General features: G+C 67.5%; 22 protein-coding genes and 1 pseudogene. 16 read left to right on the top strand and 7 right to left on the bottom strand.

What is annotated here, in order from left to right:
* Window positions 1-91: 91 nt before the first annotated feature.
* Entirely contained in the window at window positions 92-2,077 is a 1,986-nt protein-coding gene (rpoD, locus tag BLV92_RS27120; protein WP_244283953.1) for an RNA polymerase sigma factor RpoD, read from the bottom strand.
* Window positions 2,078-2,480: 403 nt separating this feature from the next.
* On the bottom strand, window positions 2,481-3,926 hold the full coding sequence (locus tag BLV92_RS27115; protein WP_090551610.1) for an MFS transporter: 1,446 nt from the start codon (window positions 3,924-3,926) through the stop codon (window positions 2,481-2,483).
* A gap of 291 nt (window positions 3,927-4,217) precedes the next feature.
* Here BLV92_RS27115 and BLV92_RS27110 point away from each other — a divergent pair, with 291 nt between their 5' ends.
* The 3 genes from BLV92_RS27110 (at window position 4,218) to BLV92_RS27100 (ending at window position 5,890) form a co-directional block, all read left to right on the top strand.
* Window positions 4,218-4,682 carry a universal stress protein gene (locus BLV92_RS27110; RefSeq protein ID WP_090551608.1) on the top strand — a complete coding sequence of 155 codons (465 nt, stop codon included), beginning with the start codon at window positions 4,218-4,220 and terminating at the stop codon, window positions 4,680-4,682.
* Window positions 4,683-4,777: 95 nt separating this feature from the next.
* Window positions 4,778-5,164 (top strand): hypothetical protein, encoded by a 387-nt coding sequence (locus BLV92_RS27105; protein ID WP_090551605.1) that lies wholly within the window; start codon window positions 4,778-4,780, stop codon window positions 5,162-5,164.
* Window positions 5,165-5,425: 261 nt separating this feature from the next.
* On the top strand, window positions 5,426-5,890 hold the full coding sequence (locus BLV92_RS27100; RefSeq protein WP_090551603.1) for a hypothetical protein: 465 nt from the start codon (window positions 5,426-5,428) through the stop codon (window positions 5,888-5,890).
* Between the two features lie 78 nt (window positions 5,891-5,968).
* Here the strand turns inward: BLV92_RS27100 and BLV92_RS27095 are convergent.
* Window positions 5,969-6,615: pseudogene (locus BLV92_RS27095) on the bottom strand (nitroreductase family protein).
* 191 nt (window positions 6,616-6,806) lie between these two features.
* Between BLV92_RS27095 and BLV92_RS27090 the strand changes: the two are divergent.
* From BLV92_RS27090 to BLV92_RS27080, 3 genes are all read left to right on the top strand, one after another.
* Window positions 6,807-7,457, top strand: a complete 651-nt coding sequence (locus BLV92_RS27090; RefSeq protein WP_090551601.1) for a BON domain-containing protein — start codon at window positions 6,807-6,809, stop codon at window positions 7,455-7,457.
* 106 nt (window positions 7,458-7,563) lie between these two features.
* The gene (phbB, locus tag BLV92_RS27085; RefSeq protein ID WP_090553091.1) at window positions 7,564-8,310 is read left to right on the top strand and encodes an acetoacetyl-CoA reductase; all 747 of its coding nucleotides are present in this window, start codon (window positions 7,564-7,566) and stop codon (window positions 8,308-8,310) included.
* Between the two features lie 101 nt (window positions 8,311-8,411).
* Complete coding sequence (locus tag BLV92_RS27080; protein WP_090551597.1) at window positions 8,412-9,062, top strand: BON domain-containing protein; 651 nt, start codon at window positions 8,412-8,414, stop codon at window positions 9,060-9,062.
* Window positions 9,063-9,133: 71 nt separating this feature from the next.
* Here BLV92_RS27080 and BLV92_RS27075 read toward each other — a convergent pair whose 3' ends face one another.
* The gene (locus BLV92_RS27075; RefSeq protein WP_090551594.1) at window positions 9,134-9,541 is read right to left on the bottom strand and encodes a GFA family protein; all 408 of its coding nucleotides are present in this window, start codon (window positions 9,539-9,541) and stop codon (window positions 9,134-9,136) included.
* A 54-nt stretch (window positions 9,542-9,595) separates the two neighbouring features.
* A complete protein-coding gene (locus BLV92_RS27070; RefSeq protein WP_090551592.1) occupies window positions 9,596-10,936 on the bottom strand; it encodes an LLM class flavin-dependent oxidoreductase in 1,341 nt (446 codons plus the stop codon).
* 477 nt (window positions 10,937-11,413) lie between these two features.
* Here BLV92_RS27070 and BLV92_RS27065 point away from each other — a divergent pair, with 477 nt between their 5' ends.
* Window positions 11,414-12,340 carry a PilZ domain-containing protein gene (locus BLV92_RS27065; protein WP_090551589.1) on the top strand — a complete coding sequence of 309 codons (927 nt, stop codon included), beginning with the start codon at window positions 11,414-11,416 and terminating at the stop codon, window positions 12,338-12,340.
* Window positions 12,341-12,742: 402 nt separating this feature from the next.
* Here BLV92_RS27065 and BLV92_RS27060 read toward each other — a convergent pair whose 3' ends face one another.
* Window positions 12,743-13,192: an ester cyclase gene (locus tag BLV92_RS27060; protein ID WP_090551586.1), complete on the bottom strand. Its 450-nt coding sequence runs from the start codon at window positions 13,190-13,192 to the stop codon at window positions 12,743-12,745.
* 260 nt (window positions 13,193-13,452) lie between these two features.
* Between BLV92_RS27060 and BLV92_RS32775 the strand changes: the two genes are divergently transcribed.
* From BLV92_RS32775 to BLV92_RS27030, 7 genes are all read left to right on the top strand, one after another.
* Window positions 13,453-13,584: an MGMT family protein gene (locus BLV92_RS32775; RefSeq protein ID WP_143040738.1), complete on the top strand. Its 132-nt coding sequence runs from the start codon at window positions 13,453-13,455 to the stop codon at window positions 13,582-13,584.
* A complete protein-coding gene (locus BLV92_RS27055) occupies window positions 13,584-14,321 on the top strand; it encodes a 2OG-Fe(II) oxygenase (RefSeq protein ID WP_090551584.1) in 738 nt (245 codons plus the stop codon). The genes BLV92_RS32775 and BLV92_RS27055 overlap by 1 nt, the downstream gene beginning before the upstream one ends.
* Window positions 14,322-14,373: 52 nt before the next feature.
* Window positions 14,374-14,934, top strand: coding sequence for a methylated-DNA--[protein]-cysteine S-methyltransferase (locus tag BLV92_RS27050; RefSeq protein WP_090551581.1), 561 nt, complete (start codon window positions 14,374-14,376; stop codon window positions 14,932-14,934).
* Window positions 14,935-14,949: 15 nt separating this feature from the next.
* Window positions 14,950-15,657 carry a 2OG-Fe(II) oxygenase gene (locus BLV92_RS27045; RefSeq protein WP_090551579.1) on the top strand — a complete coding sequence of 236 codons (708 nt, stop codon included), beginning with the start codon at window positions 14,950-14,952 and terminating at the stop codon, window positions 15,655-15,657.
* Window positions 15,658-16,092: 435 nt separating this feature from the next.
* Window positions 16,093-16,848, top strand: coding sequence for a glycoside hydrolase family protein (locus BLV92_RS27040; RefSeq protein ID WP_244283952.1), 756 nt, complete (start codon window positions 16,093-16,095; stop codon window positions 16,846-16,848).
* A gap of 196 nt (window positions 16,849-17,044) precedes the next feature.
* Window positions 17,045-18,484, top strand: a complete 1,440-nt coding sequence (locus tag BLV92_RS27035) for an MFS transporter (RefSeq protein WP_090551574.1) — start codon at window positions 17,045-17,047, stop codon at window positions 18,482-18,484.
* Window positions 18,485-18,627: 143 nt separating this feature from the next.
* A complete protein-coding gene (locus BLV92_RS27030) occupies window positions 18,628-19,065 on the top strand; it encodes an SET domain-containing protein (RefSeq protein ID WP_090551571.1) in 438 nt (145 codons plus the stop codon).
* Window positions 19,066-19,183: 118 nt separating this feature from the next.
* On the opposite strand, the gene BLV92_RS27025 is transcribed toward BLV92_RS27030, so the two are convergent.
* Window positions 19,184-19,981: a helix-turn-helix transcriptional regulator gene (locus BLV92_RS27025; protein WP_090551568.1), complete on the bottom strand. Its 798-nt coding sequence runs from the start codon at window positions 19,979-19,981 to the stop codon at window positions 19,184-19,186.
* Between the two features lie 134 nt (window positions 19,982-20,115).
* Here BLV92_RS27025 and BLV92_RS27020 point away from each other — a divergent pair, with 134 nt between their 5' ends.
* Window positions 20,116-20,940 carry a carbon-nitrogen hydrolase family protein gene (locus BLV92_RS27020; RefSeq protein ID WP_090551567.1) on the top strand — a complete coding sequence of 275 codons (825 nt, stop codon included), beginning with the start codon at window positions 20,116-20,118 and terminating at the stop codon, window positions 20,938-20,940.
* A gap of 97 nt (window positions 20,941-21,037) precedes the next feature.
* On the top strand, window positions 21,038-22,393 hold the full coding sequence (locus tag BLV92_RS27015; RefSeq protein WP_243842597.1) for an APC family permease: 1,356 nt from the start codon (window positions 21,038-21,040) through the stop codon (window positions 22,391-22,393).
* Window positions 22,394-22,401 lie beyond the last annotated feature (8 nt).

Raw genomic sequence — 22,401 nt, 5'->3', positions numbered from 1 at the left:
GTTCGTTCACAGCAATCGAAAATCGCGCGCCAGAAAAAAAGCCCGCCGCATGAAGCGGCGGGCTTTTTATCGAGCCTGAGCCGTGACCGGCTTACCGTTCGAGGAACGGCCGCAGCTTGTCCGCGCGGCTCGGGTGCATCAGCTTGCGCATCGCCTTGCTTTCGATCTGGCGGATCCGCTCTCGCGTCACGTCGAACTGCTTGCCGACTTCTTCCAGCGTGTGGTCCGACGGCGTGTCGATGCCGTAGCGCATCCGCAGCACCTTCGCCTCACGCGGCGACAGCGCCTTCAGCGCCTCGTCGATCGCCGCGCGCATGTCCGCGTGGATCGCCGCGTCGGCCGGCGAACTCGACGACGAATCCTCAATCATGTCGCCGAGCGTCGCGTCGCCGTCGTCGCCGACCGGGCTTTCGAGCGACACCGGCTGCTTCGCGATCTTCAGGATGCCGCGCACCTTCTCCTCGGTCATCCCCATGCGCTCGGCCAGCTCGGCCGGATGCGCTTCCATGCCGGTCTGCTGCAGGATCTCGCGCGAGATCCGGTTCAGCTTGTTGATCGTCTCGATCATGTGCACCGGCACGCGGATCGTGCGCGCCTGGTCCGCGAGCGCGCGCGTGACGGCCTGGCGGACCCACCACGTCGCGTAGGTCGAGAATTTCCAGCCGCGCCGGTACTCGAACTTGTCCACCGCCTTCATCAGGCCGATGTTGCCTTCCTGGATCAGGTCGAGGAACTGCATGCCGCGGTTCACGTACTTCTTCGCGATCGAGATCACGAGGCGCAGGTTCGCGCGGACCATCTCGTCCTTCGCCTGGCGCATCTTCGACTCGGCGACCGTCATGCGCCGGTTGATCTCCTTGATCTGCTTCAGCGACAGCGACGCGGCCGCTTCGATGTCCGCGAGCTTGCGCTGTTCGGCCTGGATCGCCGGCAGGCTGCGTTCGAGCGACGCGCCGTAGCGCGCGGCGGCCGGTTTGGCCGCGATGCGGGTCGTCCAGTCGAGGTCGGTTTCCTCGCCCGGGAACGACTCGACGAACGCTTCGCGCGGCATCCCGCAGCGGTCCACCGCGATCTGCAGGACGTTCCGCTCGATCGCGCGGATCTGCGCAACCTGCGCGTGCAGTTCCTGGCACAGCCGGTCGATCGTGCGCGCGGTGAAGCGGATCGGCGCGAGTTCGCGCTGGATCTCTTCGTGAATGCGGATATCCGCGGCGGACGCGCGCGCGTTCTCGTCGGTGGTGTGCGACAGCTGCGAGAACAGCGCGCGCACGCGCGCGAACACCGCGAGGCTGTCCGCCTTCAGCTGTTCGAGCAGCGCTTCGTTCGCCTTGCTCGCGTCGCTGCCGTCGATGTCGTCGTCGCTGTCGTCGCCGTCGCTTTCTTCCTCGGCGGCCTGCGCGTCGATTTCGACGTCGGCGTCGGTCTCGGCCGGCGCGGCCTCGTCGGCGGACGCCGACTCCTGGCCGACGCCGTCGACCAGCTCGTCGATGCGCAACTCGCCGGCCTCGACCCGCGCGGCGTCCGAGAGGATCGACGCGACGATCGACGGGCACATCGAGATCGCCTGGATCATCTCGTGCAGGCCGTCCTCGATCCGCTTCGCGACCTCGATTTCGCCGGCGCGCGTCAGCAGCTCGCTCGAACCCATCTCGCGCATGTACATGCGGACCGGGTCGGTCGTGCGGCCGAACTCCGAATCGACGGTGGACAGCGCGACTTCGACTTCCTCGTCCGCTTCCTCGTCCTGCGACGCGGTGGTCGAGCCTTCGCCGAGCAGCAGCGCCTCGGCGTCGGGCGCCTGCTCGTATACCTGCACGCCCATGTCGTTGAACGTCGCGACGATCGTTTCGAGGGCGGCGGTCTGCGCGAAGTTGTCCGGCAGGTGGTCGTTGATGTCGGCGTGGGTCAGGTAGCCGCGTTCGCGGCCCAGCTTGATGAGCGCGCGCATCTGGTGCTGGCGCGTTTCGAGCTGCGAGGCGGACTCGGGCGACGCGACTTCGGCGGTTTTGTCTTTCGCTCCACGGCGGGACGGCCGCGCCGTGGTCGGCCGCGGGTCTTCACGATCATGGCTGGTCAATCCATTCTCCTGGAAACCTGCCCGACTCGACCGGGCAGGGACACAAACGGTTTCGCGACAGGCTGCGCGGCCTGCCGGCGACAATGAGATTGCAGGGGAAAGGGGCGGAGGCGAATGGCCGTACCCGCGCCGGGCGAACGCCCTCGGGCATAGTGCGAGGCGGCGCTGATCTTCGTGCAATGCTGGGCAAGCCGCGTATGGTAGTGCGTTCCGGCGGCCGAGGCAACAGAAACCGGCATTGGGGGACCGATGCGCGGGTGCCGGAACGGCGGTTTCCGCCGTTGCCGGAACCGTCATTCGGGCCGTCCCCAAGGCGGCGCGCGGACCTTCGCCGCGCGAGGGCGAGGCGGACCGGGCGTGGCGCGGGCACGACGCGCCGGCCCGGTTTCCGCTACGGCGCGGATCAGTGCGCGATCTTTTCGAGCGCGAGCCCGTTCGTGCGCGGCCCCATCAGGCCGATCACCAGCATCACGCCGGCCATCGCGCCGCCGATCAGCGTAAACACGCCGGTCGTGCCGAAGCCGCGCAGCACCGACGCGATCAGGAACGCGGTGAAGATCGCCGAGAAGCGGCTCCACGAATAAACGAAGCCGACGGCCCGCGCGCGGATCGCGGTCGGGAACAGTTCCGCCTGATACGCGTGGAAGCTGTACGACATGATGTTGCTCGCGAGTGTCAGGCAGATGCCGAGGCCGACCAGCAGCGCCGGATTCTTCGTCTGGCTGAACGCGAGGCCGGCGACGACGATCACGCCGGCCGTCACGACGATCGCGGTCTTGCGCTCGATCCGGTCGCCGATGAAGAGGCCGATGATCGGCCCGACCGGCGCGGCGATCGCGATCAGGCTCGAATACAGCAGGCCGGTCGTGATCGTGATGCCCTGCTGGATCAGCAGCGTCGGCACCCAGTTCGCGAAACCGTAGAAACCGACGGTCTGCAACGCATTGAACACGACCAGCATGATCGTGCGGTTGCGGTACGGCGGCACCCACATGTCGCGGAAGCTGCCGCGCGGGAGCACCGGCTCGGGCGGCGCGGGCGGCGGCAGCGGCTGGCCCGACTCGGCCTCGACCTTCGCTTCGAGGTCGGCCATCACGCGGTCGGCCTCCGCGAGCCGGCCCTGCTGCGCGAGCCAGCGCGGGCTTTCCGGCAACTGGCGGCGGATCCACCAGACGAAGCCGGCCGCGACGACGCCGATCAGCACGACCCAGCGCCAGCCGTCGAGACCGAACGGCGCGTGCGGCACCAGCAGGAACGCGAGGAACGCGGCGACCGGCACCGACAGGAAGCCGACCGCCTGCTCGCACGCGAACGCGCGGCCGCGGATGTGGCGCGGCACCAGCTCTGAAATATAGGTGCCGATCGTGACCAGCTCGACGCCGATCCCGACGCCCGCGACGAAGCGCCAGAAGTTCAGGCCGGCGGCGGTGTCCTGGAACGCCATCACGGCGTTCGCGGCCGAGTACCACAGCAGCGACCACGTGAACACCGCGCGGCGGCCGAAGCGGTCCGCGAGGAAGCCGCACGCGATCGTGCCGACGAACAGGCCCGCGAACAGCGCGGCGATGAAGCTTGCGACGCCGGTGGTGCCGAACAGGCCGTGCGTGGTGGTCGTCAGGATGCCGCTTTTCACGAGCCCCGGCGCGACGTAGCCGGTGTACAGCAGGTCGTACAGCTCGAAGAAGAAGCCGAGGCTCAACAGCGCGACGAGTTTCCAGATGGTGCGCGTGGACGGCAGGCGGTCGAGCCGCGCGGCGATCGAGCCCGCGTCGGGCAGCGCGGCGGCGCTCGCGCCGGACGGCGGTTGCGGCCCAGGGCGGGCGGCGGAAATAGGGGTGGCGGTCGCCATCGGAGTCTCCAGTCGAAATTTCTTTCGTTTATGTAAGCGGTCGGTCTGGTGCTGACCTGCCGTGCGGGATGCCTATGCTGCCTTGGGCGGGCCGGTCCCGCAAGTCGTCGCGGGAAGCCGGGGGCAGCCTGGCCGCATGCCGGCCGCGCCGACGTGCCGCCCTGAATGGTTGATTCACGTCAAGCGTGGCCGGTCGTCTGCGATGATGATGAAACCACGGCCTCGCGCCGTTTCCCATGGCCCTGCGGCGCGCGCCGCGCGGCACGCCAGGGCGTCGATAAGGAGTCGCAGATGTACAAGAAGATACTTGTCGCGATGGACGGCAGCGACACATCGGTCGAGGCGCTCGACGAGGCGCTGCGGATGGCGTCCGTGACGCAGGGCGACCTGCGCGTCGTGTGCGTGGTCGACCAGGTGCCGTTCCTGCCGTATGCGGGCTACTACGATCCGGGCGCGCTGATCGACGCGGCGCGCAAGGACAGCGCGAAGGTGCTGGAGAACGCGCAGAACGCGATCGCGCGGATGGGGATGAAGGGCGACACCGAGCTGGCGGAGACCGAATCCGTCGCCGACGACGTGCCGACCTGCCTGAAACGCTGCGCCGACCGCTACGGCGCGGATCTCGTCGTGATGGGCACGCACGGCCGGCGCGGGCTGAAGCGGATGATGCTCGGCAGCGTCGCCGAGCGGTTTCTGCGCATCACGACCGTGCCGGTGCTGATGGTGCGCGGCACCGACACCGCCGCGGGCGCCTGACGCTATTGATGGAACGACCATGTCCCGGGCCTGTGCATAACGGTCCGGCTGCCGGGTCCGGGCGGCGGCCGGAATACCGATCGAGGAACACGATCATGTTTACCGACAACCCGACTTCACTGGAAATCAGCCACGGCCGCGTGGGCCATGCGTGGGATACGTTGTCCGCCGCGCGCGACTGGAATGCGTATGCGCTCGCGTATCAGGGGCTGATGCGCGAGTGCATGGCGGCGAACATCGCGATCTGGCAGGACAGCGTGGCTGGTTTCGCGCATGGCCAGAGCGAACTGGGCGCGGTGATGCGCGGCGCGTGCCGCGGCTGCGTCGCCGCGTGGGAAGCGCCGTGGTGGGCGTCGTTCGGCGCGCTGGCCCCAGCCGGCCGCGAGCGCGACGCGGCGCACGACGACATGCACGACGACATGCACGACGACGCGGCCGAGGCGAACGCCGGCAGCGGCAAGCGCGCCGCGCATGCGGAGTGAGCGGACGGCCCGGCGTTCGCGTCGGGTCTCCGGTGGCCGGCATCGGATGACGATGACGCCTGCTCGATGCGTCGCGCGGCGGTGGTTTTCCGGTGTCGGGCGGATCGGCGGGCGAGCCGCCGCAACGGCGCAAGGGAGCGGGGCCGCGCGAGCGGCCCCGTGTTCGATGGACCGCCCGACGCGCCTCGCGCGGCCGGGCCTGCCGCTGCACGCATGAATACACGAACGGAAGTCCGGACCGGACGCGGCGCGGTTTCTCGCATGTGCCGACTGCGTTTCCTCCCGCGCGCAAGCGCGCTTGCCGCCGCGTCGGCCGCGATGCTGACCGTGGCGGCCTGCGCGTCGTCGGTGCCGCCGGACGAATTTCGCCGCACCGAGCAGAAGCTGGAGGCCGCGCGGATCGTCGCGTCGCTGTCGTGTTCGACGCCGCGCGATTGCGATACCCGCTGGACGCATACGCGCGACTTCATCGACCAGCACTCCGCGACGAGGGTCGAAAGCGCCGACGCGAGCACGATCGAAACCGGCGAGCCGCATCAGTACGGCGTCGCGTCGTTGCGCGCGGAACGGACCGTGAGTGACGGCGTGACGATCATCCGGCTGAAGGGAATCTGCCGCGGCATGTACGACACCGACGGCGGCCCCGGCCCGCTGTATCGCGAATGCGCGCAGCGGCTGTACGATGCCGCGCTGGATTTTCGCCGGAGCATGGGCGCGGCGCAGTAGGACATGCCCGCGTGTGTCGGGCGCGGGTTGCTCCTTCGCTTCCGGCAGCATCCCGCGCCTTTCCTTTCCTCAAGCCGGCTACGCCACCCCCGGCCTGCCGACCGTCTGCGCGAGGATCGGCAGTTCGTCCTCGTTGAGCTTCAGCGCATCCGCGAGCGCGCGGTGGTCGATCCACCCGCGCACGACCGTCGCCAGCCCCTCCGACGCGCAGTACAGCGACACGTTCTGCGCGATCGCGCCGGCCGCGACTGCCGCGAACGTCTCGCGCAGTTGCGGCGGCGCGTGGAGCAGCTTCGCCGTCCGGATCACGTACACGAGATCGAGCGGCGCGCGGCCGACGTAGTCCTGATAGCCGGTCAGGTTGCGCGCGTCCACCGCGTGTTTCAGCACCAACTGGTGCCGCGTCGGCTCGTAGCGATAGACGCCGTGCGGCAGCGCGACATAGATGTCGATCTCGTTGAACGCATGCGCGGACGGCGCGGTGCGGCCGCCGTCGGCCGGACGGTTCACGCCGTCCGCGGCCCACAGCAGTTCGCCGAGCGTCGCCATGTCGAGCGGCTCCATCGAGAACGTGCGGCGCTCGCGCGCCGCGCGAGCGCCGCCAGCAGCGGCGCGCCCGCGGCGCTGCGCGGCGGCGGCAGGTCCACGACGGCCGGCGTGTCTCCGCCCGGTGGAGCGGGCAACGCGGGCGACGGTTCGTAGGTGAGCGGCGGAATCCCGGTCATAGTGGTCTCCGGTGGTCGAAGCGAAACGAAACGCGAAACGCGCGCGTCGCGACGTGCTCGCACGCGCAGTTCGAAGATAGAGGCCCGCATCCGGCCGCCGTTGACCTGGATCAGCCGCGGCCCGGCGGCGCAGTGCAAAGCTCGACTCAACGACGGCGCTGCGTGTCCGGCGTCATTCTCGGGAGCCGACGATGAAAACCGATCTGCAGTTGAAGCACGATGTCGAGGAAGAACTGGAATGGGAGCCGGCGGTGAATGCGTCGAACATCGGCGTCGAGGTGACGGACCGCGTGGTCACGCTGTCCGGCCACCCGGCGAGCTATGCCGAAAAGCTCGCCGCCGAGCGCGCCGCGCAGCGCATCGACGGCGTGCGCGCGGTGGTCGTCGAAATGGCCGTGCGTCTGCCGGGCCACGACGTGCGGACCGACGAGGACATCGCGAACGTCGCGCGCTCGATCCTGCACTGGACCGTCGGCCTCACCGAGAACGCGGTGCACGTGCAGGTCGAGAACGGCCACGTGACGCTGACCGGCGAAGTCGAATGGAACTGGCAGGCCGAGATGGCCGCGCGTTCGATCTCGCAGTTGCGCGGCGTGATCGACGTCGTGAACCGGGTCGTGGTGCAGCGCACGATCGAGCCCGAGACGATCGGCGCGCAGATTCGCGGCGCGATGCAGCGGCACGCGGCGCGCGAGGCGAAGCATATCGGCGTGACCGTGCGTGAGGGCACGGTCACGCTCACCGGCACGGTGCACTCTCATGCTGAGCGCGCGGTCGCGCGCGGCGCCGCGTGGTCGGCGCCGGGCGTGCGCGCGGTCGTCGACGATCTGGTCGTCGAGTGAGGAGACAGCGCGCGCCGCGATCGTCCGCGGCGCGCGCCACCGAAGCCGTCCGCGCGGCGAGCATTGCGCCCGCGCGGACGATCCGGCATTCAACGAGGAGAGCATCATGCAGACAACACGCGTCGCCTTCGTGACGGGCGGAATGGGCGGACTCGGCAGCGCGATCAGCCGCCGGCTTCGCGACAGCGGAATGGAAGTCGCCGTATCGCATTCGACGCACAACGATCACGTCGAACGCTGGCTCGCGGCGGAACGGGAGGCGGGCCGGACGTTTCGCACGTTCGCGGTCGACGTGTCGGACTTCGACTCGTGCGCGCAATGCGCGCAGCACGTGCTCGAAACGTATGGCCGGGTCGACGTGCTGGTCAACAACGCCGGCGTCACGCACGACGCGACGTTCGCGAAGATGTCGAAGGCGGACTGGGACGCGGTGCTGCACACGAATCTCGACAGCGCGTTCAACGTGACGAAGCCGTTCCTGCCGGGAATGATCGGGCGCGGCTTCGGCCGCATCGTGAACATCGGCTCGGTGAACGGCTCGCGCGGGGCGTATGGCCAGGCGAACTATTCGGCCGCGAAGGCGGGGTTGCACGGTTTCACGAAGGCGCTCGCGCTCGAAGTCGCGCGGAAAGGCGTGACGGTGAACACGGTGTCGCCGGGTTATCTCGCGACCGCGATGGTCGAGGCGGTGCCGCACGACGTGCTGGAGTCGCGGATCCTGCCGCAGATTCCGGTCGGCCGCCTCGGCAAGCCGGACGAGGTCGCGGCGCTGATCGCGTTCCTGTGCTCGGACGATGCGGCGTTCGTGACCGGCGCGGACATCGCGGTGAACGGCGGCATGCATATGGAGTGAGCGTGCCGCGCGTCTGCTTCGCGTTTGATCGACATCAACGGCGATTCGGCGCGCGGCGCGATGCTGACTGCGGGCATCGTTGATGGCGACCGGAGACGCAGATGAAATCCGACGAAGCATTGAAGCAGGACGTCGAGGGCGAACTGCTGTGGGATCCGCAGGTGGACGCGGCGAACATCAGGGTGAACGTGCATGAGCGTGTCGTCACGCTGTCGGGCACCGTGCCGGACTATGCGCAGAAGCTCGCCGCGCAGAAGGCCGTGCAGCGCGTTGCCGGCAGCCGCGCGCTGGTGATGGAACTGGACGTGCCGGAGCGTCCGCGCGCGCGGCACGAGGACGAAGACCTCGCGGCGGCGATCGTGCTGGCGCTGCGGTGGCAGGCCGGGCTCGCGGAGAAGGACATCCGCGTCGAGGTCGAGCGCGGCTGCGTGACGTTGAGCGGCGAAGTGGACTGGGGCTACCAGCGCCACGCGGCCGAGAAGGTCGTCGGCGCGATGCGCGGCGTCGTCGGCGTCGCGAACCAGATCGTCGTGCGCCACAGCGATGCGGTCGCCGACGTCGCCGCGCAGATTTCCGCCGCGCTCGCGCGGCGCGCGCAACGCGAATTCTCGCGCATCGACATCGACGTGCAGCACGGCGTCGTTACGTTGACGGGCACCGTCGCGTCGCTCGCGGAGCGGCGCGCGGCCTGCGGCGCGGCGTGGGCCGCGAAGGGCGTGCGGCAGGTGGTGGACCGGCTCGTCGTTGCGTGACCGCGGCGTTGGCTTTTGCACGGTTGCCAGCGCGGACCAAGCGCGGTGGAGCGAATCCCGGCCGCCGTGCGTCACGGCAGCGTGTCGTATTGCGGCAGGTTGTCGGTGATCGTGAACCACGGCGCTTTCGAGCCGACGAAGATGTGCGCGGACGGCCGGATCGCGGGTGCATCGACGAGCGTGCCGAGCGTCACGTGCACGAACGCGCCGGCTCTCACCACCGAATACAGCAGCGACCCGCAATGACGGCAATGCACGTCGTGTTCCGCGTTCGCGTCGCCGAACACGGCCAGCGCGTCGTGTCCGCGCGCGATGCGCAGCTTGCTCCGCTCGATGCCGGCGAACGGCTTGAACGCGGAGCCGGTCGCGCGCCGGCATTGCGAGCAATGGCAGTTCATCGCATACGCGAATTCGTCGCGCACCGCGTATTCGACGGCGCGGCACAGGCACATGCCGGCGAGTTCGTGGTTGGCGTTCATGGTGCTATCCGGAAACGCGCCGCATGGGCGAGGCGGCGGAAGGTCAACGCGCGATCAGCGGCCCGGGTCGCCGCCGAAGAAGCGGTTGCCGGGACGCGGCAGGCCGAGATGATCGCGCAGCGTCGTGCCCTCGTATTCGCGGCGGAAGATGCCGCGCCGCTGCAACTCGGGCACCACCTTGCCGGCGAAGTCGTCGAGACCCGCCGGCAGATACGGGAACATCACGTTGAAGCCGTCGCTGCCTTCCTCGACGAGCCACTGCTCCATCTGGTCCGCGATCTCGACCGGCGTGCCGGTCATCTGCAAGCCTGAATAACCGCCGACGCGCTGCGCAAGCTGGCGGATCGTCAACTGCTCCGCGCGCGCCCATTCGACCACGCGCTCGCGCGACGTGCGGCTCGCGTTCGTCTCCGGGATCTCCGGCAGCGGACCGTCCGGATCGAACGACGATACGTCGTGGCCGAGCGCGATCGACAGCGAGGCGATGCCGCTGTCGTAATGGACGAAGGTGTCGAGCTGCGCGCGTTTTTCGAGCGCCTCGTCGTGCGAGTCGCCGACCACGACGAACGCGCCCGGCAGGATCTTCAGATGGTCGCGCGGGCGGCCGAGCCGGTCGAGGCGGCCCTTCACGTCCGCATAAAAACGCTTGCCGGCCGCGAGCGTCGGCTGCGCGGTGAATACCGCATCGGCGGTTTCGGCGGCCACCTGCTTGCCGGCCTCGGACGAGCCGGCCTGCACGACGACCGGCCAGCCCTGCACCGGCCGCGCGATGTTCAGCGGGCCGCGCACCGACAGGTATGGGCCTTTGTGATCGAGCACGTGCAGCTTTTCCGGATCGAAGAACAGGCCGCTTTCGACGTCGCGCACGAACGCGTCGTCGGCCCAGCTATCCCACAGGCCGGTGACGACGTCGTAGAACTCGCGCGCGCGGCGATAGCGTTCGTCGTGCTCCATGTGCTCTTCGCGGCCGAAGTTCAGCGCGGCGTCGGGGTTCGACGTGGTCACGAGGTTCCACCCCGCGCGGCCGTTGCTCAGATGGTCGAGCGACGCGAAGCGGCGCGCGATGTGATACGGCTCGTCGAACGTCGTGGACGCGGTGCCGACGAGGCCGATCCGCTCGGTCACGGCCGCGAGCGCGGACAGCAGCGTGAACGGCTCGAACGACGTCGCGGTGTGGCTGCGCTTCAGCGCGTTCACCGGCATGTTCAGCACCGCGAGGTGGTCGGCCATGAAAAACGCGTCGAAGCATGCTTTTTCCAGGGTCTGCACGAAGCGCTTCAGATGCGCGAAGTTGAAGTTCGCATCGGGGTACGCGCCGGGGAAACGCCATGCGCCGGTATGCAGGCTGACCGGCCGCATGAACGCGCCGAGATGAAGCTGGCGGGAGCGGGACATGGGGGCAATGGCTGGCTAAAGTCGGGGAAACGCTACGTTACTCCATTCTTCGCCGGCGAGTGGGGCGCCACACCGCGCCTCTGCTGTGACCTCTGCTTTGGCCGTAAAAGCGCCGTTAAAAGTTCTGTTCGGCAGGAAATAGTCAGGGTATCGTATGCACGACAAAGGATTGCCGATGCGGAGCGTTGCCGTCATAACGGTGAAACAGCATAAATGCACTCTTTGTCGCTGGCGTTGAAATCGTTTCGAAAGATTCGGTCCCGATGCCCTGTTTGTGCCCGCCGGCGGTCATCGCGGTCCCTCGGGGGAGGGGACGGACGGTGACGCTGTCGTCGACGGCGCACGGTAGCGCAGCGCCTGCGCGCAGTAAGAAGGGCCGCGATCGGGGCGACGCGGAGGTGCGAACGGGAGCGACCGGCTCCGCGGGCGCGGCGGCGGGCGGCTGCGAGAATACGGATTCCTGATGGTGCCAACAAGATGCTGATAAAACTGTCTTCCGGCGACGTAGGGCTTGGCGAACCGACCGATTTCGCGGTTTATAGCAGCGACGGCAAGCTGCTGCTTCAGAAGGGCTACGTGGTCGATTCGCCGTGGCTGCTCGACCGCCTGTATCGCCTGGGACACCGTGAGAATGTGCCGGCGCAGTTCGCGGCTTCCAGCGGGGCTTCCGCCGCGATGGAGCCGGCCTCGGCCGGCGCGGCGGATAAAAGCGCGCTGCTTTTCGGCGCGGCCGCCGCGGACCACGGCGAGGCCGGCGAAAGCGCCGTCGCCGCGCGCAAGGGGCCGACGCTGCCGAATCTGCGGCAGAAGGTCGAGTTCTTTCACCTGACGCAGGCGGGCAGCACGGACGCGCTGCGCATGGAACTCGCCGGCGTGATTCCCGACGAGGCGTTGATCGCCCGTCACACGCGACAGGACGCGCCGACGCTCACGACCGGGATGGTCTACGAAGCGCGGCTCTTCACCGGGTCGCGCGTGTTCCGCTTCAACACGCGGCTGCTGCCCGAAAGCGCCGGACCGCTCGGCTGCCACTTTCTCAAGTATCCCGAGGTCGTTTCGCAGGCGATCGTGCGCCGGCACCATCGGGTGCCGACGTCGATCATCGGCAAGCTCCAGACGCACGAATATCAGCGCCCGACGGCCGACGTGCTGATCGAGAACATGAGTTCGGTCGGGTTCGGCATCTCGACGGAAGACGATTTCCTGATCGTCGGACAAAGCGCGCAACTGGCGATGAGCCTGTCCGTCGACAGCCGCACGCGGCCCGTCGCGGTCGTGGTCGAGGTGAGGAACCGCCGCCAGGACGGCGACCGCTTCCGTTACGGACTGGAGATCGTTCAGGTATCCGACGACGCGCGGCGCGAGATCAAGGACTTCGTGCTGGAAAGCGTCGCATCGAGTTGATGCCCGCGAGGCGCGCGCGCTGCGTCACTCCGGCGGCGGCGGGTTCTCGTGATTTGCGGGCGCGTCCGAACGTTCGCACGGAAATCCGGCTTCGTCCGGCTCGATGCCCGCGCTGAGGCCTGTTTCCCGCGGGGCCGCGTTCGAGCAGCGCATGCAGTTCCGGGCGCAGCCCGTTTCCGCGGTTTTCGCGCTGCGCCGCGAGCGTATGAAACGGCAGGCGTGGCAGCATGATCCGGCTTCGTTGCGTGTTCAGGATGCGATCACGCTAAGGCCGCGGAGCGGAAAACACGCTCCGTTTTTCGCGGTTCAACTGGATCACGAGCGTCGTCGAGCACGGGCAGGCCGGTTTTCGCCGGCCCGCGTTCCCGAGGACGCTGCAACCGCAACGGCCGCCGTCCGCGCTCAAACCGTCCTGATGAGCCCCAGTTGCGTGAGCGCGGTCACGCCGTCGTCGAGGCCGAGTTCCTCGACGATCCTGCCGTCCTTCAGGCGCAGCACCGTGGTGCCGGTGAAGCGCATCGCGCGGCCGGACGCTGCGGGCAGCGACCCCGCGAGGAAGTCGCCGAACGCCGGCCCGGTGTGCGTGCCGCCGCCTTCCCACTGGCCGACCACATAGTCGCCTTCGGCGATCAGGTCGGCGACGCCCCAGAAGTTCAGGTCCGGAAACGCCGCGCGGAAGCCGGTCATGAACGCCTTGATGTCGTCGCGGCCGCGGCGCGGCTCGTGCAGCGAATACTTGAGCAGCATGTCCGGCGCGGCGATCTCGTCGACGACGCCGAGGTCACATTGCTCGCCCCAGAAGCGCGTGAACCAGCGGCCCACGATCGCCTTGTTGTCCTCTTCCTTCGACATGTTCGACTCCTTGCTGATCTCGATGAACGGAGAAGCGGGATTGCTTTTCCGTGGAGCGAACGATATCGATCGCCTTCATGCTCTGATACCCGTTTCTTGCGGTGCCATTCGCGCGGGTTTTTCGTCGGGCGGGCTCGGGCGTCGCGACGGCGGCCGCGCAGAATTCAACCGCAAGGAGCGGAGTTCCCGCGCGCGGTGAAACGCCTAAAGTGGCACTCACTGTTCAATTCATCGAATTTCAATTCATCGAGTGACACGCCATGAAAACCCGTTCGTTCTCCGCGTTCAAATACCCCTACCGTGCGCCCGGCCGCGGCGTCGAAGGTCCGATCTCCGGCTATCGCTGGGACGTTGATCGCAAGCGCGCGCTGCTCGTGGAGGAGCGCGCGTGATGAAAATCCATGCCGCGAACGTGGCCGACACGAAACCCGCCACGAAGGCCGACGCATTCGACTGGGTTAGTGTCGAGCAGTCGCTCGACGCTCGCGGCAACGCGATATTGCCCAGCCTGCTGGATGCGGATCAATGTCGAAGCCTGGCAGCGATGTACGGCAGCGAGCACGGTTATCGCAGCCGGATCGTGATGGCCCGCCACGGCTTCGGACGCGGCGAGTACAAGTATTTCGCGTATCCGCTGCCGCCGCTGCTCGACCGGCTGCGTCACGCGCTGTATCCGCATCTCGCGCCGATCGCCAATCGATGGAACCGGCTGTTGCGCATCGACGTGCAGTATCCGCCCGATCTCGACACGTTTCTCGGCCGGTGCCGCGCGGCGGGACAGACGCGGCCGACGCCGCTGATCCTTCAGTATGGCGAAGGCGACTACAACTGCCTGCATCAGGATCTCTACGGCGAGCATGTTTTTCCGTTGCAGGTGGCGATCCTGTTGTCGGAGCCCGGCGACGACTTCGCGGGAGGCGAGTTCGTGATGACGGAGACCGCGTCGAACGGGCAGCATGCCGACGTCGTCGCGTTGCGCCGGGGCGATGCGGTCGTGTTCACCGTCAATCATCGTCCGGCGGCGGCGAAGCGCGGCGGCGTCCGGAAGGTGGCGATGCGCCATGGCGTCAGCGTCGTGCGGCGCGGGAAACGCCACACCGTCGGGTTGATTTTTCACGATTCGCGTTGACGGCCGGTCACCGGCCGGCGCGCGAGTCGTTTCATCGAATGAGGATTGCGTGATGAAACTGTTCTTGAGCCCGTTGGCGTCGCCGCTCGGCGACATGCTGCTTGTCACGGACGAACGGCAGCAGATCAGGGCGCTCGATTTCGCGGATCACAGGTCGCGTCTGCATCGCGGTCTGCGCGAGCATGACGGCAGCGCCGCGCCGGCGGACCTGACCGATGGACCCGCGCCCGCTGGCATCGCGAATGCCGTTGCCCGCTACTTCGCGGGCGATCTGAACGCGCTGGATGCGTTGCCGACCGCGACGGCCGGCACCGATCTGCAACGGCGCGTGTGGGCCGCATTGCGCCGCATCCCGGTCGGCAGCACGACGACCTACGGCAAGCTCGCGAAGGCACTCGGCTTCGACGACCCGCGCGCGGCGATCGACATCGGCGCGGCCAACGGCGCGAATCCGGTCGCGATCGTCGTGCCGTGCCATCGCGTGATCGCGAGCAACGGCGAACTCAAGGGTTATGCGTGGGGCGTGCACCGCAAACGCTGGCTGCTCGAACACGAGAAGGCGCTCGCGCCGAAATCCGGCGGCCCGCGAAACGCGACCCTTCCGGGCTTCTGAAACAGGATGCCTGCGATGACCTCATCGACCACCGCGATCGATCGCCTCGACTGGGCGGACCTCGGCGAGCAACTGGACCGCGAAGGCTACGCGCTGTTGCCGCGCCTGCTTTTGCCGGAGCACGCCCGCCAAGCTGGGCGCGAGGCGGGCATGTCGAATGCGCTGCGCCGCGTGACGCTTGCCGTGGACGACGCCGGACGCGGCGAACTGTTCTACTTCGGCGGCGACCTGCCCGCGCCGTGGATGGCATGGCGGATCGCGTTCTATCGTCATCTGGCCGTCATCGCAAATCGCTGGAGCGAAAGCCTCGACGCCGATCGTCGTTACCCGGCCGAACTGGACGCTTTCGTGCGGCTCAACCGGGAGGCGGGGCAGACCCAACCGCAGTCGCATCTGAACCGGCTGCTCGACGGCGACTATCTGGCGTTGCATCAACGCGCCGATGGCGAGCAGGTGTTTCCGTTTCAGGTCGTCGCGCTGTTGACCGAGCCCGGCCGCGACTTTCACGGCGGCGAGTTCGTGATGACCGAGCAGCGCCCGCGCATGCAGTCGCGTCCGATGGTGCTGCCGCTCACCCTCGGCGACGCGGCGATCATCAGCACCGCGCAGCGTCCGGTCAAGGGCAGCGCCGGTTATTACCGCGTGAATCTGAAGCATGCGATCAGCCGCGTGCGCGGCGGCGAGCGCATCGGCGTGGAGTTGTCGTTCCACGACGCGTGCTGATGCGGGGGACGGCGGTCACGCGCCGACCCGATGCGTTCACGCTGCCAGGGCCGGACGGCGAGCCGTATCGAAGCGCCGCGCCGCGCTTCATGCGCCCCGGCGAGCGGAGGAGAAGGGTTACCTTTTATGGGAACCGGGTACCTATGGAGCCGCCGCGCAACGGGTCTTGCCCGCGTTCGCGGCGGATGACAGCCGCTAAAGGTCCAGATCAGCACGCCGTAAACGGTGAAGGGACCCTAATCTGGCTCGCATCCAATGCAGATCCGTTCATCGCGCCGTTTCACGACACGCCTGTTTGCGTTGGCCATTGCGGTCGGCATTGCGTCGTGCGGCGGCGGAGGAGGCGATGCCGGTTCGTCCAGCAGTTCTTCGCCCGGCACGCCGAACGGTCAGCCCGCGCCGCCGCCGACGACGGCAAAGAATTCAAAGCGCGGCATGGCATACGATCTGGCGTCGGCAGGCGACATGGCCGCGGTGTCGCCGAACGTCAGCTGGTGGTACAACTGGAGTCCGACGCCGAACGCGGGGCTTCCCGCCGACTATGAAACCCGCTTCGGGATGGAATTCATCCCGATGCTGTGGAACGGCAACTTCAATGACGCGCAGATCGTTGCGTACCTGAGCGCCCATCCGTCGATCAAGTATCTGCTCGTGCTGAACGAGCCGAATCTTGTCGATCAGGCGAACATGACGCCGTCGCAGGCGGCGGCGTTATGGCCGCGCTACGAAGCCATCGCCGCGCAGACCGGCGTCAAGATCGTCGGCCCGGCGATGAACTGGGGGACGCTGCCCGGTTATTCCGATCCCATCGTCTGGCTCGACGCGTTTTATGCGGACTACGAGGCGGCCAACGGCGGCCGGGCTCCACGCATCGACTATCTCGCGATGCATTGGTACGACTACGGGCTCGCACAGCAGTTGGACCGTCTCGACAAATACGGCAAACAGATCTGGGTAACCGAATTCGCGAACTGGCATGGCGGCAGCGATGGTTCGCAGATCGATACGCTCGCGGCCCAGCAGGCGCAGATGCAGGAGATGGTGACAACCTGCGAAATGCGCCCGGACGTGTTTCGCTACGCGTGGTTCACCGGCCGCGAAAACCCGGACCCTCATTTCACGAGCCTGCTTGGGGCAGAGGGGCAATTGACTCCGCTGGGCACCGAATACCTGAAGCTGACGGGTTCCTGACGACGGGTTTGGGCAGCGGGGCATCGGGGGTTCGGACCGTCGTTGTCGCCGGGGCCATGCACCCGCCCGCGACCGGCGACGCGCGGTTCGCCGCCCCACGACCCGCGCATGACGACACGGTCATCGCGGGAAACCCTGCCCGATCAATGCGATAATCCCGGCTTCTCCCGCTCCGGCCGCCGTCCGTCAGCTGTCCATGCTCCTTGCCCTGAAGGCTTTCATTGTCCCTGTGATCGTGGCCTGTGCGATGTTCATGGAGGCGGTGGACGCCAACGTGATCGTCACCGCGTTGCCCGAAATGGCGCGCACGTTCGGCCACGATCCCGTCACGCTGAAGGTCGCCGTCACGAGCTACGTGCTCGGGCTCGGCGTGTTCATTCCCGTATGCGGATGGTTTGCCGACCGTTTCGGCGCCCGCACGATATTCCGCGTCGCGATCGGCATCTTCATCGCCGGCTCGCTGCTGTGCGCCGCATCGACCTCGCTGTTCACGTTTACGCTCGCGCGGTTCGTGCAGGGCGTGGGCGGCGCGATGATGGTGCCGGTCGGGCGCATCATCATCTTCCGCGTCGTCGAACGCTCCGAGTACATCCGCGCGATGAACTACCTGAGCGTGCCGGCGATGCTCGGGCCGGCGGCCGGGCCGCTGCTCGGCGGCTTCATCACGACCTACCTGCACTGGCGCCTGATCTTCTTCATCAACATCCCGATCGGCATCCTCGGCATCTGGCTGACCAACCGCCACATCCGCAACACGCACGAGCCGCATCCGGGGCCGCTCGACTGGACCGGTTTCACGCTGTCGGCGGGCGGCGCGTCGCTGTTCATGCTGGGGTTGTCGTTCCTTGACGGCGGCCTCGTGCCGGTGCGCACCGCGGTCTGGATGGCGGTGTCGGGCGCGCTGCTGCTCGCGCTCTACGTCGGCTACGCGTATCGCGTGCCGCGGCCGCTGCTCGATCTGCGCTTCTTCCGCGTGCCGACCTTCCAGGCGAGCGTGCTCGGCGGCTCGCTGTTCCGCATCGGCCTCGGCGCGGTGCCGTTCCTGCTGCCGCTCGTGCTGCAGGAAGGCCATGGGATGAGCGCGTTCGAATCCGGGCTCATCACGTGCGCGTCGGCGTTCGGCGGCATGTTCATGCGCACGCTCGCCTCCACGGTGCTGCGCCGCTTCGGCTTTCGCAACACGCTGATCTACAACGCGGTGCTGTCGGGCGTGGCGATCGCCGCCTGCGGCCTGTTTTTCCCCGGCACGCCGACGTGGCTCATCTGGGCCGTCGTGCTGCTCGGCGGCTTTTTCCCCGCGCTGCAGTTCACGAGCCTCAACTCGATGACCTACGCGGAGATCGACAGCCGCGACGTGGGCCGCGCGACGAGCCTCGGCAGCGTCGTGCAGCAGATGTCGCTCGGCCTCGGCGTGACGGTGGCGGGGATCGTGCTGCAGATCACGCGGACGCTGAACGGCCACGCGACGCTCGCGTGGTCCGACTTCTGGCCGGCGTTCGTGGCGGTCGGCTTATGCCCGTTCGCGTCGATCCTGGTCACGCGGCGGCTGGCGCGCAATGCCGGCGACGACATCGCGCGCGGCCGGCGCGTCGACACCGGGGCGACGGACGCGAGTGCGAAGCCCGAACAGGGCTGAGCCCGGCGCGAGTGGCCGGTTTCTCGTTGCGCGAACCACCGCGGTCGAGGTCGATACAGGTTGCCCGGAAACGCCGGCTGGCAGACGTCTCCATTGCATTTTCGCGAGCTATACTGCGTGCCTTTCCTCGAACTCCAGAGCCCATGAGACGCGTCACCGTCAGGAAATCCTCCGTGCATGGCAAGGGCGTGTTTGCACTGCAGCCGCTCGCCGCCGGCGAACGCATTTTCGAATACAAAGGGCTCGTCACCACGTGGAACGAGGCGGCTCGCTACCATTCGCGGCGCGCGGAGGAGGGGCATACGTTCCTGTTCGGGCGTTCGGACGGCCGGGTGATCGACGGCGGCCGCGGCGGCAACGGCGCGCGATGGCTCAATCACGCGTGCGTGGCGAACTGCGAGGCCATCGAGGACGGCAACCGCGTGTTCATCGAAGCGATCCGGGACATCGGACCCGGCGAGGAGCTTTTCATCGACTACGCGCTGGAAGTGCCGCCGAAGACGGATCAGGCGACGCTCGACGGATACCGCTGCCGCTGCGGCAGCAAAAAATGCCGCGGGACGATGCTTGGCCGACCCTAGCGGCAGGCTGGCGCTCAACCGATTGCGGCGACAGACGGAACACGCGTTGAGCCGGTGTTTTGCCGTTGTCGGCTACCGACGCGGGCCGGGACACTCAACGCGTCTTTTCCCGCAAAACTCAAACCGCTTCATAGAACAATGAAAAAAGCTCCGATTGCGATTTGACGTTGAGCTTCGCATAAACGTGTTTCTTGTGCGCCCGCACCGTCTCGAACGAAATATCGAGCTTCTCCGCAATCGCCCGCGTCGAAAATCCGCTGAGCGTCAGCATCGTGATCTCCACCTCGCGCGAGGTCAGCGCCGCGCGGCCGCCGGTCTGCGCAATCCGCTCGAAGCGCGCGGCATCGTTGTGCGTCACTGCTGACGCGGACTCGGCCAGCGCCGTATCGAACGTTTCGTGCGGCCAGCGTTGCCGCATCAACGCGATGATCCACGGCGCGCAGACCGCCAGCACCGCATAGTCCCTGTCGCTGAAGCGCCGCGTCGAGCCCAGCGAGAACGCGAACGTCTGCCGCGAGTCGATCCGGCAGTTGAAGTGCACCTCGTCGCCGACGATGTTCTTCTGGAAATACCGCTGGTAGTAGTCGGTCATCGTGAAGTTGTCCGGCGCCACGTCGGCCAGCGTGACGAAACCCGACACCGGTCGTTCGCACGCATCGATGTAGAACGGGTCGAGTTGATAAAGCGCCGCGAGATAGTCGCGGAACATCAGGTCCACCGCGCCGTCCGGCGTCGGCGATTCGGCGCAGACCGCCGGCGCGGCGCGCGGCTCGAAACGCAGCGCGACCCAGCTTTCGAAGGCGACATGGCGTTCGAGCGTGCGGGTGAGCCGGGTCCAGAACTGTGGTCCGTCGAGCGCCTCGATGACCGCGCCGATTTCGCGGTGAAACGCCAGATCGCTCCATTCGAGCGCCATCCTCTCCCCCATTGTGGTAACCCTGCCGGGTGATTTCCGCTGAATATTGTTTGCTGATAATAGCCCGAACCCTTGCACCGCAGCGCATGACTGCGATGCGATATCGCCCGAATCAATGAAAGGAGACCTGATTCATGCAACTCGAACTGGCGCAGATCGCACTGGTGGACGGCGTGATCGCCACGAACCTGCAGTGCGTGCTCGATCTGATTGCGCGCCGCCAACCGGGAACCGATCTGATCGTGTTCCCGGAAACCACGGTCTCCGGTTTTCTGAACCGCCACAACGTCGCTCAGTTCGCCGAACCGCTCGACGGCCCGTCGCTGACCCGCGTGCGCGATGCCGCGCGCGAGGCCGGCGTGGGCGTCGCGATCGGCCTGTCCGAACGCGACGGCGAACGCTTCTACAACACGACCGTGCTGATCGACGAGCGCGGCGAGATCGTGCTGCGTTATCGCAAGACCCATCTGTGGGCGTCCGACGTCGGCGTGTACGAAGCGGGCGACCGTTTCGAGGTCTGCCGGTTTCGCGGCCTCATGGTCGGCCTGCTGATCTGCTATGACATCGAGTTCCCCGAAACCGCCCGTGCGGTGGCGTCGCTGGGAGCGGACCTGCTGATCGTCACGAACGGCAACATGGACCCGTTCGGGCCGGTGCATCGCCGCGCGATCGTCGCGCGGGCGATGGAAAACCAGATGTTCGCGGCGCTCGTGAATCGCTACGGAACGGGCGAGGCGGGCCTCACGTTCCCCGGCGAGTCGGCGCTCGTCGATCCGTGGGGCGACGTCGTCGACGAAGCGCCGGCGGCGGAGACGGTGCTGACAACGCGGCTCGACCGCACGCGGCTCGTCGATGCCCGCGAGCATTACCGCTACCTCCACGACGCCCGCATACCGCTCGGGCTGCGGCCCGCGGACGATACATCCACGGGCCGTGCGGTGCTGATCGCGCCGCGCTGAGCCGGCGCGCCGTTTCCTTTTTCTCATTCGACGGGTGGCGCGGCTCCACCCGGGGCCTCGCTCGCCCTGACGGGCGTGACATTCACAGGAGCATCGCGTGACCACTTCTCATCCGGGCCAACCCGCGCCCGCCAACGAAACGCACCTGAAGCGCACCCTCGGCCTGCCGTCCGTGCTGATGTTCGGCCTCGCCTACATGGCGCCGCTGATCGTGTACGGCACCTATGGCGTGCTGTCCGGCGCGAGCGGCGACACCGCCGCGCTCGCCTATCTGCTCGCGCTGGTCGCCATCGTGTTCACCGCGCTCAGTTACGGCAAGCTCGCGCGGCGCTTTCCGGTGGCCGGCTCGGCCTACACGTACACGCGCAAGACCTTCAACGCGCATGCTGGTTTCCTGATCGGCTGGGCCACGCTGCTCGACTACTTCTTCCTGCCGATGGTGATCTGGCTGATCGGCGCCGCGTACCTGAACGCCGCGTTTCCGCACGTGCCGGGATGGATCTGGATCGTCGCGTTCATCGTGCTGACGAGCGTGCTCAACGTGCTCGGCATCGAACTCGCGAATCGCTTCAACATCGCGCTGATGATCGTGCAACTGGCGATCGTCGCGGTGTTCGTGCTGCTGTGCTGCCACTACGTCGTGGCCATGAGGGGGCCGGGCGGGCTGATTTCCGCGACGCCGTTCTTCAAGCCGCAGGTGCCGCTGTCGGTGACGATGGCGGGCGCGGCCATCGCCGCGTATTCGTACCTGGGGTTCGACGCCGTCTCGACGCTCACCGAGGAGGCCATCGATCCCGAGCGGACCGTGCCGCGCGCGATCGTGCTGATCGCGCTGATCGGCGGCGCGATCTTCGTGATCGCCGCGTATGCGACGCAGCTTGCGCATCCGGGCGCTGTGTTCAAGGACCCGGATTCCGCCGCGTTCGAGATCGCCCGCAAGGTGGGCGGCGACGTGTTCGTGACGCTGTTCCTCGCCGGGCTGATTCTGGCGCAGTTCGCGTCCGGCATTTCGGCTCAGGCGAGCGTCGGCCGGCTGCTGTATGCGATGGGGCGCGACAACGCGCTTCCGAAACGCTTCTTCGGCTTCGTGCACCCGAAATACAAGACGCCGATGCTCAACATCGCGCTGGCGGGCGTCGTGGGCCTCATCGCGTTGAAGCTCGACGTGGCCACGTCGACGTCGTTCATCAATTTCGGCGCGTTCCTCGCGTTCACCGCGGTCAATCTGTGCGTGATCCGCCAGTATTACCTCGCGAAGGGCACCGCGCAGGCGATGGGGATCATCGGCGGGCTGCTGTTCCCGCTCGTCGGCGCGATCGCCGATATCTGGCTGCTGTCGAGCCTGGAAAAGACGGCGCTCGTGCTCGGCGCGGTCTGGTTCGCCGCCGGCCTGTTCTATCTGGCGTGGATCACGCGCTGCTTCCGCCAGGCTCCGCCGGAAATGGCCGTGTGACGCTGTGA

This window comes from Paraburkholderia caballeronis, assembly GCF_900104845.1.
Lineage (GTDB): Bacteria > Pseudomonadota > Gammaproteobacteria > Burkholderiales > Burkholderiaceae > Paraburkholderia > Paraburkholderia caballeronis.
Note: the sequence above shows the minus strand (reverse complement) of the source record. Positions and strands in the feature narration are given on the sequence as shown.

Excerpts from the sequence above, each read along its gene's own strand:
- BLV92_RS27070 (WP_090551592.1), bottom strand. The coding sequence starts at position 10,936 with ATGTCCCGCTCCCGCCAGCTTCATCTCGGCGCGTTCATGCGGCCGGTC.
- BLV92_RS27115 (WP_090551610.1), bottom strand. The coding sequence starts at position 3,926 with ATGGCGACCGCCACCCCTATTTCCGCCGCCCGCCCTGGGCCGCAACCG.
- BLV92_RS27080 (WP_090551597.1), top strand. The coding sequence starts at position 8,412 with ATGAAATCCGACGAAGCATTGAAGCAGGACGTCGAGGGCGAACTGCTG.
- BLV92_RS32775 (WP_143040738.1), top strand. The coding sequence starts at position 13,453 with ATGAAAACCCGTTCGTTCTCCGCGTTCAAATACCCCTACCGTGCGCCC.
- BLV92_RS27045 (WP_090551579.1), top strand. The coding sequence starts at position 14,950 with ATGACCTCATCGACCACCGCGATCGATCGCCTCGACTGGGCGGACCTC.
- phbB (WP_090553091.1), top strand. The coding sequence starts at position 7,564 with ATGCAGACAACACGCGTCGCCTTCGTGACGGGCGGAATGGGCGGACTC.
- BLV92_RS27105 (WP_090551605.1), top strand. The coding sequence starts at position 4,778 with ATGTTTACCGACAACCCGACTTCACTGGAAATCAGCCACGGCCGCGTG.
- BLV92_RS27065 (WP_090551589.1), top strand. The coding sequence starts at position 11,414 with ATGCTGATAAAACTGTCTTCCGGCGACGTAGGGCTTGGCGAACCGACC.
- BLV92_RS27055 (WP_090551584.1), top strand. The coding sequence starts at position 13,584 with ATGAAAATCCATGCCGCGAACGTGGCCGACACGAAACCCGCCACGAAG.
- BLV92_RS27110 (WP_090551608.1), top strand. The coding sequence starts at position 4,218 with ATGTACAAGAAGATACTTGTCGCGATGGACGGCAGCGACACATCGGTC.
- BLV92_RS27075 (WP_090551594.1), bottom strand. The coding sequence starts at position 9,541 with ATGAACGCCAACCACGAACTCGCCGGCATGTGCCTGTGCCGCGCCGTC.
- BLV92_RS27060 (WP_090551586.1), bottom strand. The coding sequence starts at position 13,192 with ATGTCGAAGGAAGAGGACAACAAGGCGATCGTGGGCCGCTGGTTCACG.
- BLV92_RS27035 (WP_090551574.1), top strand. The coding sequence starts at position 17,045 with ATGCTCCTTGCCCTGAAGGCTTTCATTGTCCCTGTGATCGTGGCCTGT.
- BLV92_RS27020 (WP_090551567.1), top strand. The coding sequence starts at position 20,116 with ATGCAACTCGAACTGGCGCAGATCGCACTGGTGGACGGCGTGATCGCC.
- BLV92_RS27050 (WP_090551581.1), top strand. The coding sequence starts at position 14,374 with ATGAAACTGTTCTTGAGCCCGTTGGCGTCGCCGCTCGGCGACATGCTG.
- BLV92_RS27100 (WP_090551603.1), top strand. The coding sequence starts at position 5,426 with ATGTGCCGACTGCGTTTCCTCCCGCGCGCAAGCGCGCTTGCCGCCGCG.
- BLV92_RS27090 (WP_090551601.1), top strand. The coding sequence starts at position 6,807 with ATGAAAACCGATCTGCAGTTGAAGCACGATGTCGAGGAAGAACTGGAA.
- BLV92_RS27025 (WP_090551568.1), bottom strand. The coding sequence starts at position 19,981 with ATGGCGCTCGAATGGAGCGATCTGGCGTTTCACCGCGAAATCGGCGCG.
- BLV92_RS27030 (WP_090551571.1), top strand. The coding sequence starts at position 18,628 with ATGAGACGCGTCACCGTCAGGAAATCCTCCGTGCATGGCAAGGGCGTG.
- BLV92_RS27040 (WP_244283952.1), top strand. The coding sequence starts at position 16,093 with ATGGCATACGATCTGGCGTCGGCAGGCGACATGGCCGCGGTGTCGCCG.